15 protein-coding genes are annotated in these 12,074 nt (G+C 51.9%); 12 read left to right on the top strand and 3 right to left on the bottom strand.

Features of this window, described 5'->3' with window-relative positions; genetic code table 11:
* Positions 1 to 87: 87 nt before the first annotated feature.
* From RHI63_RS04305 to RHI63_RS04255, 12 genes are all read left to right on the top strand, one after another.
* On the top strand, positions 88 to 186 hold the full coding sequence (locus RHI63_RS04305; protein WP_225901654.1) for a hypothetical protein: 99 nt from the start codon (positions 88 to 90) through the stop codon (positions 184 to 186).
* 175 nt (positions 187 to 361) lie between these two features.
* Positions 362 to 754: a Fur family transcriptional regulator gene (locus RHI63_RS04300; protein WP_206201216.1), complete on the top strand. Its 393-nt coding sequence runs from the start codon at positions 362 to 364 to the stop codon at positions 752 to 754.
* A gap of 37 nt (positions 755 to 791) precedes the next feature.
* Complete coding sequence (locus RHI63_RS04295; protein ID WP_310821909.1) at positions 792 to 3,149, top strand: GH116 family glycosyl hydrolase; 2,358 nt, start codon at positions 792 to 794, stop codon at positions 3,147 to 3,149.
* A gap of 181 nt (positions 3,150 to 3,330) precedes the next feature.
* On the top strand, positions 3,331 to 3,969 hold the full coding sequence (locus RHI63_RS04290) for a Sua5/YciO/YrdC/YwlC family protein (protein ID WP_310821908.1): 639 nt from the start codon (positions 3,331 to 3,333) through the stop codon (positions 3,967 to 3,969).
* Positions 3,970 to 4,156: 187 nt separating this feature from the next.
* Entirely contained in the window at positions 4,157 to 5,041 is an 885-nt protein-coding gene (locus RHI63_RS04285; RefSeq protein ID WP_206201214.1) for a PD-(D/E)XK nuclease family protein, read from the top strand.
* A 166-nt stretch (positions 5,042 to 5,207) separates the two neighbouring features.
* On the top strand, positions 5,208 to 5,534 hold the full coding sequence (locus tag RHI63_RS13060; RefSeq protein ID WP_206201612.1) for a glycosyltransferase family 2 protein: 327 nt from the start codon (positions 5,208 to 5,210) through the stop codon (positions 5,532 to 5,534).
* A gap of 972 nt (positions 5,535 to 6,506) precedes the next feature.
* Entirely contained in the window at positions 6,507 to 6,722 is a 216-nt protein-coding gene (locus RHI63_RS04280; RefSeq protein ID WP_206201213.1) for a hypothetical protein, read from the top strand.
* Positions 6,723 to 6,931: 209 nt separating this feature from the next.
* Positions 6,932 to 7,381, top strand: a complete 450-nt coding sequence (locus tag RHI63_RS04275; protein ID WP_206201212.1) for a hypothetical protein — start codon at positions 6,932 to 6,934, stop codon at positions 7,379 to 7,381.
* Positions 7,382 to 8,539, top strand: coding sequence for a HAMP domain-containing sensor histidine kinase (locus RHI63_RS04270; RefSeq protein WP_206201211.1), 1,158 nt, complete (start codon positions 7,382 to 7,384; stop codon positions 8,537 to 8,539). It begins immediately after the preceding gene.
* On the top strand, positions 8,536 to 9,126 hold the full coding sequence (locus RHI63_RS04265) for a PepSY domain-containing protein (RefSeq protein WP_206201210.1): 591 nt from the start codon (positions 8,536 to 8,538) through the stop codon (positions 9,124 to 9,126). The genes RHI63_RS04270 and RHI63_RS04265 overlap by 4 nt, the downstream gene beginning before the upstream one ends.
* 105 nt (positions 9,127 to 9,231) lie before the next feature.
* Entirely contained in the window at positions 9,232 to 9,327 is a 96-nt protein-coding gene (psaM, locus tag RHI63_RS04260; RefSeq protein ID WP_011056052.1) for a photosystem I reaction center subunit XII, read from the top strand.
* Positions 9,328 to 9,471: 144 nt separating this feature from the next.
* Positions 9,472 to 9,798: a hypothetical protein gene (locus RHI63_RS04255; RefSeq protein ID WP_149820046.1), complete on the top strand. Its 327-nt coding sequence runs from the start codon at positions 9,472 to 9,474 to the stop codon at positions 9,796 to 9,798.
* Between the two features lie 7 nt (positions 9,799 to 9,805).
* On the opposite strand, the gene RHI63_RS04250 is transcribed toward RHI63_RS04255, so the two are convergent.
* The 3 genes from RHI63_RS04250 to RHI63_RS04240 are packed head-to-tail and all read right to left on the bottom strand — an operon-like array spanning position 9,806 to position 12,072.
* Positions 9,806 to 10,573, bottom strand: a complete 768-nt coding sequence (locus tag RHI63_RS04250; protein WP_206201209.1) for an E3 ubiquitin ligase family protein — start codon at positions 10,571 to 10,573, stop codon at positions 9,806 to 9,808.
* 44 nt (positions 10,574 to 10,617) lie between these two features.
* Complete coding sequence (locus RHI63_RS04245; protein WP_310821907.1) at positions 10,618 to 11,340, bottom strand: DUF3120 domain-containing protein; 723 nt, start codon at positions 11,338 to 11,340, stop codon at positions 10,618 to 10,620.
* Positions 11,341 to 11,385: 45 nt separating this feature from the next.
* Positions 11,386 to 12,072: a phosphate ABC transporter permease gene (locus RHI63_RS04240; RefSeq protein ID WP_310821906.1), complete on the bottom strand. Its 687-nt coding sequence runs from the start codon at positions 12,070 to 12,072 to the stop codon at positions 11,386 to 11,388.
* Positions 12,073 to 12,074 lie beyond the last annotated feature (2 nt).

The raw sequence follows: 12,074 nt of genomic DNA, 5'->3' as shown, positions 1-12,074 counted from the left end.
TTGACTAGATGACCCGAAAGTCATCCCCGCCAGAACCTCTCCAGGACCGAGCCAAACGATTTCCTCAAAGCCCATGCCCATGAGTTTGTGCCCCAAGGGCAAATTCTCTCCCTCGCCGAAGGGGAAGGGCGTAATGCCGTCTATCTTGCCCAACAGGGATATGCCGTCACGGCTGGGGATGCCTAGGACTGGCGAAAGCCCAGCGCCTTGCTCAAGAACGGGGAGTCGCCATTACTACCTAATCACTGCGATCTGCGGGATGTTGACCTTGGTGAAAATGCGTGGGATGGGATGATTGCTATTTTTTGCCATCTGCCACCGGAGCGGAACGGTAAAATCAAGGTAATGTTGTCCTATTGCTATGCCGCCGCGACGCACCCGTAGCCAAGTCATTATTCTCGATGCCCTTAGAGCCAGTGGCCGAGCGCTCTCGGCACAGGAACTATTTTTGGAACTACGGCAGCGGCAAACTCCCCTAGGACTGGCAACGGTTTATCGCACCCTCGATAGTCTGCGCATCAATGGTGAGGTGCAAGCACGGGCGTTGCCCAGTGGCGAATTGGTCTATAGCCTCGTGCAGCAGGATCAACACTACCTCACCTGTTTGCACTGTGGGGCATCGATTCAGATTAACTGCTGCCCAGTCCAGCACTTAGAAGCTGAGCTACAACAGTCCTACCATTTTGAGATTTTCTACCATACCCTTGAGTTTTTCGGTCTTTGTGCCAAGTGCCAAGTGACGGTGCAGCGCTAAAAGGGTATTCTGGATCAGACAGGTCTTCAGAAAGGGTGTGATTGAATTTGCCAACTGTACTTGGAGACGGGCGATCGCCCAAGGCTGGGAAAATCCCTACCGCGTTCGCTATGCCAGCAATTTAGACGATGGCCCTTGGCATGGCATGCCGCTGGGGGGGTTTGGCGCAGGCTGCATTGGCCGTTCTTCTGCTGGGGATTTTAATTTCTGGCATATTGACGGCGGAGAGCACATTTTTGGCACCCTAGCGGCCTGTCAATTTAGTCTTTTTGAGCAGGGAGAGCAGACACAGGCCTATGCCCTAGGAACTCCCCCCAACGATGGCCGCCTCAGCACTTGGCAATGGTATCCGGCTGGCAAAGGTATCTACGCTGCCCGCTATCCCCGCAGTTGGTTTGTCTATGAGGGGGTCTTTAAGGCTGAGATCACCTGCGAACAGTTTTCACCGATTCTGCCCCACAACTACCAAGAAACCAGTTACCCCGTGGCAGTGTTTCTGTGGACGTTTAGCAATCCCACGGATCAGCCCCTCACCCTCAGCTTGATGTTCTCGTGGCAAAATACCGTCGGTTGGTTTCGCAATACCACCCCTTCCTCTGCCATTGAAATCCGCGATGATGGCAGCCCCGTCTATACCTACACGCCCCCTTGGGGTCAAAGTGACGGCAATTTTAATGAACTGATTCAAACGGAGTCCTACCAAGGTTGGCGACTGCGCCGTACGCCCCACCCGAACCCACCCCAAGAAGGCGATGGTGAATGGGCAGCATTGGTTCCCACAGGCCTTGGTGAGTTTTTTGGCTGTAGTCGCTGGCAGCCAGAGGGGGATGGGGCACAACTGTGGCAATCATTTTCGGGGGATGGTTCCCTACCAATTGTCAATGATCCAACCCCAGCGGCAGCGGGAGAACAGGTGGCCGCCGCCTTTGCTCTGCGCTTTGCCTTGGCACCTAGGGAAACAAAACAAATTCCCGTGGTCTTGGCGTGGGACTTTCCTGTGACTGAGTTTGGTAAGGGCGTGATCTATTACCGTCGCTACACGGATTTTTGCGATCGCAGTGGCACCAATGCTATCACCCTTGCCGCCCGTGGCCTAGAGCATTACAAGGAATGGCAACAGCAGATTCGCACTTGGCAAGAGCCAATTCTCACCCACCCCGATTGGCCCGACTGGTTCAAGATGGCACTGTGTAATGAGCTATACGTCCTCAGTAGTGGTGGAACGCTTTGGAGTACCGCCAGCGATCGCGACCCCGTGGGGCAGTTCGCCGTTCTAGAATGCCTTGACTACCGCTGGTATGAAAGTCTGGATGTGCGGCTCTATGGCTCCTTTGCCCTGCTGCAACTGTGGCCAGAACTGGAAAAATCCGTAATGCGTGCCTTTGCGCGGGCGATTCCCACCGCTGATCCCACCTGGAGAATCATTGGCTACTTCTATCGCGGTGACCCCGAAACCGCCTACAAAGCCCCTCGCAAACTGGCCAATGCTGTACCCCACGATCTCGGTGCGCCCAATGAGCATCCTTGGCAAAGGACGAACTACACTGCTTATCAGGACTGCAATCTTTGGAAAGATTTAGCTTCTGACTTTGTCCTTTTGGTCTATCGCGACTTTTTGTTTACTGGGCAGACGGATCTCGAGTTTGCGCGCGAGTGCTGGCCGGCAGTGGTGGCGGCCTTGGCCTATTTGAAACAATTTGATCGCGATGGCGATGGCCTGCCAGAAAATGGCGGTGCCCCGGATCAAACCTACGATGACTGGAAGCTACAGGGGGTCAGTGCCTACTGTGGTGGCTTGTGGTTGGCAGCCCTCGAGGCAGCGATCGCCCTCGGCACGATTCTCCAACAACCGCAGGTGGAGACCTACCGCCAGTGGCTCAAGCAAGCTCGCCCCCGCTACCATCAACTGCTGTGGAATGGGGAGTACTACCGTCTTGATACCGGCAGTGGTTCCGATGTGATCATGGCGGATCAGCTCTGTGGTCAGTTCTATGCCCAACTCTTGGGTTTGGCGGATATTGTGCCCCCAGACTGTTGCGATCGCGCCCTGCGGAAAATTTACGACACCTGTTTTCTCGAATTTCACAATGGCCAGTTGGGTGCCGCCAATGGTCTTTTGCCCAATGGTCAACCCGAAAACCCCCACGCTACCCATCCCCTTGAAGTCTGGACAGGGATTAACTTTGGCTTGGCCGCCTTTTTGTGGCTGCGGGGTATGACCCACGAAGCATGGCGCTTAGCCGAGGTGGTGGTACGGCAAATCTACGAGAATGGTCTGCAATTTCGTACACCGGAGGCGATTACGGCCAATCGGACGTTCCGTGCCTGTATGTATCTGCGACCCATGGCCATTTGGGCACTGGCTCTCGTCAGCCGGGGATCACGAGCCACCTAAAAGTTTTGTAACCTATTTTACATTGTTTCAGTTTTCTAGGGTAATTGAAACTGCACTCCCTGCGATCGCCTTATCCGTCTCATCATCACATCTTATCTTTCCTCAATTCCCTCTAAAGGCCATAGGGTGTAGGCTCAAGATCAAGAAACAATAGCTTTTCACTGGTTCTGGAGTACGCACCATGACCCCCTTAGCGCGATCGCTAGCTGCCCATCCCACTAGCTTTGCCACTATTGAGCGCTATTTACAGCAAGAAGAAGTGATTATTTTGCCCATGGCTACCGTCTATAGCTTTGTGGTGAATGGCACCAGCCCAAGGGCAATAGCGAACCTACGCCGTCTCAAACACTTTAGTACAGAGCAACCTCTGGCTATTCTCACGCGGAGCGATCGCGCTGCTGAAGTGGCAGAACTCTCTCGAGATGCTAAAACCATGGTGGATCACTTTCCCTATCCTGTGACCATGATTGTCAAGGGTAAACCCCACCTCGATCCACAAATTATGCAGGGGTTTAACTGTGTTTATCTGGCCTGTCCCGACCAGTTCATTTACGATCTAGTGGGGGCTTTGCCCTTCTTTTTAGTGGCAGCAACGGTCAAGGTGGGAACGGAACTGATTGTCAACTTTGAGGATGCCCAAAAATACTACGGCGAGCAACCGCTGATTGTGGATGGCGGCCGCTGTCGCTATGGGCGGCGGGGCACACTCGTGGACTTTACGCTGGCATACCCAACAATCATGAACTTTGGTCCTGTATCGGTGGATGACTTACGACCCATCTTGCCCCATATTATTTTGCCCTCCCATTTAATGAAGTAGATATAGTTCATTTGAGAAGCAGCCCCTTTGACTCCCCACTATGTACGACCGACCAGAACCTGAAGCGGGAGCTATGATGCAAGATCAGCCGAAATAGACTTAAAGATAGCAGGGAGGGTGTAGTCGTCCTTTTGAAGCGGAAATCTTTAGAATGGGGTTACAAGTCGTCTCATAATAGCCAATTTTAATGGAGCGAGAAGAAATTATTGCGCTCATTCAGCGTGAGCTACCGCAGCTTGTGGCTCAAGACCCCAGCTTGAGAGATTTCATCCTGCGCACGGTCTTGGACGTTTCTTTGCCTCGCCGTGAGGCAGATATCAAGTTTGACCGTATCCTCACGGAACTACAGCGCGATCGCGAGGAACAGGCCAAGCGTTGGGAAGAACAGAACCGCAAGTGGCAAGAACAGGATCGCCGCTGGCAAGAACAGGCCAAGCGTTGGGAAGAGCAAGACCGCAAGTGGCAAGAACAGGTTCGACGTTGGGAAGAACAGGATCGCCGCTGGCAAGAGCAGGCCAAGCGTTGGGAAGAGCAAGACCGCAAGTGGCAAGAACAGGTTCGGCGTTGGGAAGAACAGGATCGCCGCTGGCAAGAGCAGGCCAAGCGTTGGGAAGAACAGGATCGCAAGTGGCATGAGCAACTTGCAGAGATTCGGCGTCTTGACAAGCGGTTTGACAGTACAATTGGTGCCCTTGGTGCTCGCTGGGGAATTGCTTCAGAAACCAGCTTTCGCAACGCCCTCGCTGGCATTTTGACGGAATCCTTTGGGGTTGAAGTTTTGAACTTAACCCTCTACGACCATGAGGGTGAAGTCTTTGGCCGCCCTGATCAAGTGGAGCTAGAATTGATTATCAAAAATGGCTTAACCATTGCCTGTGAAATCAAATCTTCTATTGATAAGGCAGGGATGTATATTTTTGACCGTAAGGTAAATTTCTATGCACGGCATCACCAGCGCCAAATTGACCGCAAAATTGTGATTTCGCCAATGGTTGATCCGCGTGCACGACCTGTGGCTGAGGCGCTAGGGATTGAACTCTATAGTTATGCCGACTCAGTGGAGGGCTTGTAATAAACGATAATGCGGGTGAAAATGCCCCACCACTAGGCCAAGCTTGGAGCATTGGAATCCCGCACCTGTATTTACGAGCCCTACAGCACGACTTGGCTGCAGCACGTCTTTATCAGTTTTTGCAGTTCGGGTCAGTTGAGTGGCTGTTGCTCTCTAGGTACCTACAATCAATGCTTCAACCGATGAAACGGAAGCCATCTGTCGGGAATATGCCGCTAAGGATAAACGGATTCGCTACGTGCGACAAGCCCAGAATTTGGGCGCGGCAGCGAATTTCAAGTATGTGCTGGATGAGGCAAGGGGAGAATATTTTATGGGGACAGCGGCAGATGATAAGTGGGATCCAAGATGGATAGAGATTCTTTTGCCTGTCTCTGCTCGCACTCAATGTATTGCCTTTGGCACATTACAAACCATCGATAGCAGTAGTAATCCAATGCCACATCCTGCCAATAGACGAAATTTCAGCTATACAGGATCAATACTCAGTTGAAGATTGAAATACTATCTGGAACCGGCTTTCTTGGGTAAGGCCAACCCTATTTACGGCATACATCCGAGGCATCTTTTATTCTCAGTAGATGTATTTAACATTCTTGTATCAACCAAAACAGCAGCGGACATGCGTTTAATCTATGCGTTGCTCGCACGGGCTGAAATTAGGGGAAACAACGGGGTAGTATTGTATAAGCGCATTCATTCAGACTGCGCGAGTAGTGGTGTTCAGACACTTACCACGAATAAAAACTTCGCCTCAAAAATTTGGGAGCTCTTTTGCCAATCCTCTGAGGGGTTCAAAATTCAAGAACTAAGAAATTACAGCTCGTTAAGCACAGGTTTTGAACGAGCTATTCTAATTACTTTGTTCCCGTTGAGTTTGATATACATTATAGGTGAGAAGTTGAATTTGACATACATCATACGCGAGAAGATCAGGAATAATCGCCGATTTTTCGCAAAATGAATCCCGCGATCTCAGCACCTGATGCAGAAGTGTTGAAAGATAGTTTGAGAGGCAAGAAAAAAAGAAGAAATGTCGTATTCTCCCCTGAAAATAAGAAAAAATAATCAACTTACTAGGTCATCTTTTGCAACTCTTATCAAGTACATTCTCAATCGGCTCAGCCCTTGTGACTACCCCGTCCTGCACTCTCAATTATTTTTCAAAATCTGGTTGACCGACATTCTCGACCAAGGGTTAACTAGCATGAGCGCCTTATTTTATCGCTTGAATCATTCATGGGATTACGGTGGACATGTTCACTTTTTCCAAAGCCAATAAAAGTCGGACAACCCGCTTATTTGAGGGGATTTACACTCAACTGATGTCTCAAGCTCAAAAGAGAAATTGTGCTTCAAGTCTGACGCTGTTTCCTATCGATTGAACCATCATTACCCTGACCAGTAAACTCTTTTGAGTGAGAGGAAGTGTTCATTGATTGTACGTATCAAGAATAACATGAGAATGAAGCTCAATCATGAGAAATATCGCGTGGTTCAATTTTTTGACGAGAATCAAGCGGTGTTTCGTATAGCGACAAATCTAAAGCATCTGAGTGATCCTGAATACTTTGGGAAGAAGCTATTGGACGAGTTGCAATATTTGCAACTGGAACTCAGTCGTCGCTGCTCGATAGGGCATTGGAGCCTTGATTGGCCGCCAGAGCTACTGGTCACTTAGAATGTCAAGTTTTGTTGCAGAATTCAACACTTCTGCGTAGTACTCTTATGTGAAATAACTAAGAAATTATATCACTAGTAAGTTGAGACTCGAAATTTTGTAACCTATTTTACATTGTTTCAATTTGTGAAGCTGCGACAATGGTGACCAATGGGCTGCCCGTTTATGATAGGGGATAGCGCGTCAACAGCCACTTCTTTAGATAACCTATGGATAATCTCAGCCAACGTTACCTACGTCTGTGCCAAGCCTATAGCCAACTGGCAGAACGCTATACCAAACTTGATATTGACCACATGACGCTGCGGGAGAAGCTCGTCCCCTTTTTGATGGCGTTCAAATATTACAAACAAATGACAGAGCAGCTCACGGCTGAAAAAGAGGCGATGCAGCGGGAACTTAATGATTTGCGCGATCGCTACCAGTTGCTCGTGAGTCAAAATGGCAATGCCCCCATCAATGAAGAACTGTTCAGTGCCCTTGCTGAAGCAGAGGAGCAGATGGGACTCATTGAAGAAACCCTCAAAGAACAGGACGCTGACCCCGACCCCAACCTCCTTCCCCTTGAAAAGCAATTGCTGGAAGAATATACAAGGGGGAGTGGTGACTTTCAAGCGCTGCTCCCGCAAGCGTTGAGTCACTCCGGGGGGACTACCTAGATGCTCTGGCCAGCCAGTGAAGAATTTGCTGCCCTCTGTCGTGCCCAATTAGAACTTGTTGTCAATAGCTTGGGTGCCTCTTCGCTGGCGGTCTATCTGAGTGAAACGCTCAACGACTCCCCCTCGTGGTCTCCCGTTGCTGTCTATCCAGAGGCAGCAGCAGCCCTGAGCTTACCAATTCCCCCAACACTGCCACCGCCAACCCAAGCAGCAGAGACCCCGTTAAGCTATCGCCCTCAACAGGTCGTTTCGTCCTTGGCCAATCAACTGATCCTGCCCCTGATGTACCAAAATTGGGTCTTGGGGGTACTGGTGGCGCAGCGGCAACACCGTCCTTGGCTGGCGGCAGAGCAGGCACAATTGCAACAGGTGGCGCAAACACTGGCGATCGCCTGCGTCTTGGATCAACGGCAACAATGGCTCAGCCACTCCCCTGCCAACCCACTGGATCAACAGCAACAGCGCTTTGATGACCTGCTCCATCAACTGCGCAATCCCGTGGCCGCCATTCGCACCTTTGTCAAGCTTCTGCTCAAACGGTTGGAACCTGATCACCAGGGGCGCCCTCTCGCCGAAGGCATTGCCAAGGAAACAGAGCGGCTCATGGCATTGTTGGAGGACTATCGCCAACAGCGCAACGAGATTCCCGCCCTCACGGGCAGCCAGCCCCTACCCCTTGCGGGTAAACCCCTCGATCTAGCTGAAACCCTCTCACCGCTGATCACCGCCGCCCAAGCCCGTGCGGAAATGGAGGGCAAAACCTTTGTCGTGGAGAGACCGCCCCAACTGCCGCCCATCTGGCTAGAGGAACGGGTGCTTCAGGAGGTTGTGGGCAATCTGCTGGATAATGCCTTTAAGTACACCCCCAAAGGCGGCACCATTGGTTTGCGCTTGACCCTCACGCCCGCAGTCTTAGAATTAACCGTTTGGGATACCGGCTGTGGGATTCCTTTGGAGGTGCAGTCACGGCTCTTTGAACGGGGCTACCGCGGGATTCAAGCCGACAGTGGGATTGAGGGCAGTGGCCTGGGGTTGGCGATCGCTCAGGATTTGCTGCGTCCCTATGGCCTCAGTCTGCGGGTCACGAGTCCCTACGAGGGCGATCGCGGTACGGCCTTTACACTGACGATTCCCTTGCCAATGAAGGTGGAACGATGAGTGCTCTGAAACAGCGTCTTGCCAAGATCAGCAGTCAGGGGCATCAATTCCTTGTGGTGATCTTTGCCCTACCCCTATTAATTTCAGCCACAACGGGAATCGCCCATCGTCTTGGGCGCAGTTGGTTTGGGCTATCTAAAGACTTTGGGCGAGCAATGATGACCCTTCATGAAGGCCGCTATCTGGGGGAATGGGGCGTGCCGCTCTATGTGTTGGTCATTGGTCTGGGGTTGCTGGGAATCATTGCCACGGGTTTGGCTCTCCTGTGGGGGCGATCGCTCCCGGCGCAGTGGTCAGCACGGCGGCTGCATCATCTTTTGGCTGCCATTGCAGCATTGCCCTTGCTTGTGAGTGCCACGACAGGAATGGCCTATCGCCTTGGCCGCAACTGGTTTGGCCTCTCCAAAGAACAAGCGGCGATTTTCCTGAGCCTACATCAGGGAACCTATTGGGGCGAGGTGGGGCGTCCCTTCTATGTTCTTTTGGTGGGTCTGAGTTTGTTGACACTTCTGGCCACGGGACTCTCGATGCTGACTCTCCTGCGACGGCTGCCCCACTGGCGTCCTAGGGTGACCCCGGAAACCTAGCTGCGAAATGTTACAAACTATGAGCAAGCGTTGCCAAAGGTAAGCGCCTATGGAGTAATAAATACAGCACTTGATCGCGACTGTTATTCCACAAAGGAGTTGTTCATGGCGCTGACCGATACCCAAGTTTACGTTGCCCTTGTGATTGCGCTGCTGCCTGCGGTGTTGGCATTTCGGCTGTCCACTGAGTTGTACAAGTAGTTGCACCTGTTATCGCTAACTGGCTGCATAACGTCATTTCTCCAAACTAAAATTTATCAGGCGGTTCCCGATGTTGTTGGTAAGACAAAGGGGCTGCTTTTTTCTTTTTATACTGATAGACAACTCGCCGTTCATGGTTTAGTCATGGTTCACTCTCCTCGAAAAATTCCTGCGATCGCTTGGGAAGCGGGTGCCAAAATTGCAGTGAATCTGATCCTGCTCGCCTTTGCCCTAGGGGCGATCGCCAAGCTGGTGCCCTATCAACTCAGTCAACTGCAAAAGCTCCATGCCCTCGAAGCAGAAGTGGCGCAGCTGGAGGCACGAGTTAAGGAGTTGCAATTGGAACAGGAGCGCGATCGCCAACCCCAAGCACGGCAGCGCATTGCCCAAGAGGAGGCCAATTTAATTGCTGCCAATCAGCGGCGGATCATCTGGGTACAACCTAAAAACCCCAAGCAAGAACCGGACTAAGCCCAGCCTACAACAAGGCCAAGACTAAACCACAGACACCACAGAGGGCAGCACTGAGGGACGCATAGGTCATTTTCCGTTTTTGCCGCTTGTACTGCTGGCTAAGTTGATCCTCAACACTCAGGGAAATGATGAATTTTTGTCCCCGCTTTTGTGGCTTTTGCAGGCGGAGTACCCCCCCCTGATCCGAGGCCATGCCCACCACTGAAACAGGTTGCCCCAAGGGCAGCACCCACTCCTGATAGCGATAACCCAGCGTCGTCGTGCTACCAAAGCGCCAATTCAATGACAAGAACCCCAAAGAAAAGGCAAAGGAATGGGGTTTATCCGCAGGCCGCAGTTCGTCTAAGACCTGCATTGCTTCAATCTCGGCACCGAGGGGGTTTACCTCAATTTCCCCCTGATGATCTCGCAGAAAAAATAGGGTTGACTGCTCATGGCGGCCAATAATTTCCGACTGGCGTTCTCGACGATTGTGGCGATCGCTCCCCTCTTTTTCATACTCGCGGCTGATGATTGTTTTGTAATAAACACAGGGAATACGCTTCACTTCCGAGAGCAAGGGTTGAGACGTGGTGACTTGGCCAACCACCTGCACGTACTCGCGCCAACTGCCGCTACCGATTTCTTGAGCCACCTGTTGCTGGCATTGCTGTAACTCACGAATAGAGCTAGGGTTGGCCACCTTCATTGCCTTTAACTTCAGCCGATAATAGCCCTCAAGGGCAAAGAGAAAGGCCGACCCCGTTAAGCAAAGGTGAGCAATAACCCCCATGACTGGCGCTCAATCCCTCTCTGATGGTTTTAGAGAGAACTGTCTTAACTCAAGGATAATAAACCAATGGTGAGGCCAAAGAGACCATCAACAACGAGCGTACTCAAGACAGCGCCCATAAATCCCCACACAGGCAAAACAGCAGGATAGCCACGACGAATCTGGGATTCAAAGAGGGGCAGCAAACCAATGAGGAGCAAACTCAGGCTCAAGAGAACCCCCCACACTTGGCCACTAAAGGTCTGGGCTTGGGCGATCGCCTGTGCCAGCATCTCCTGAACGGAAATCACATCCCCTTCAAGGTACATGATGGCTCGCCAATGGGGGATCACATCAATCAGGTAAAAGTAGGCATCGGTGATGGCGGTGCCCAGAAAAGAACCCAAAAAAAAGAACACCCCCACCAGTTGCTGCCGCTGCCGTAGGTGCCAGAGCATGAGCGGAATGGGGAGCGCCTCAATGGGCAAGTGCCACAGGGGTTCCCAGCGCAACCATCCCCAGTAGAGCGACCCTGCCCCCCAGCACCAGCTAAATCCATAGAGCATCTCCCCCCAATAGCGGCAGTGGGGTTGGCGTTGGAGATAGAAACTAAGACCTAGAAGCAGCGGCGTCAGAGCCAAACTCAGCCAAGGCTGTGTCCGCACGAGGGGCGCTTCAATAAACACGGGAACCGACACCAAGAAGGCAGCAAAGCTAAAGAGCGACCAAGCTAGCCGCGAGCCAAGGCGCAGCGCAGGAAAAACCGAGGGGGAGGTAAGAGCAGTCAAGGGAATATCAGGAATTGTTAACTTTTATTTCTTTCCTTTAAGGTATCACAGGCTGGAACGTCGTGGTTGGGGCGATCGCCGAGGGGCTTTTGAACGCGCTTTGCGCCGCAGTGTTTCTGATAGATCAATAAAGACATCCCGCTGCAAAATGGGGTAGGTGCCAATCCAGAGGCGATGGCGGGGCAGGAAAACTTCAGAAATCAGTTCAATCTCTGCCAGATCAGGACGACGGGAGAGAACCAGCATTTCCGCTGCATCGCCGGGGCGAATCCCTCGATGTTGACGCAGTAACTTGGCCTGCACTCTGGTTTCAAAGCCGGTTTTATCACCAATCTCCAGATTCAAGCAGCGTTCACGGTTCTCGATAATCACCAGTTGCCCCTTGTCGTTCACCGTCTCCTCTTTGCCCACCAATTCTTCGGTGACATAGACATCCAAGACGCGCCCGCGCCAAAAACCCCCATAGGGAAACCGCCGATGGCGACGATTGCGAAATGAGGCCAACACTGCCGGTGCCCAGAGCCAATAGAGACCTGCAATCAGACCCAAAACCAGTTGGGTGCTATCCCCTAAAAAATTCAAACCAAAAGCAACAATGGCCACCGCCACCACAGAGAAGGTTAAGCGTCGTAGAAAGTCCTGAAGTTTGCCCCAAACATAGCGATACTGGGAACCCGTGGCCACCAGTGGCACCAATTGACGGACTTTTTCTTGGGTGAGGGGAATGAGCACAA

This window comes from Thermosynechococcus sp. GLH187, assembly GCF_031583395.1.
Classification (GTDB): Bacteria; Cyanobacteriota; Cyanobacteriia; order Thermosynechococcales; family Thermosynechococcaceae; genus Thermosynechococcus.
Note: the sequence above shows the minus strand (reverse complement) of the source record. Positions and strands in the feature narration are given on the sequence as shown.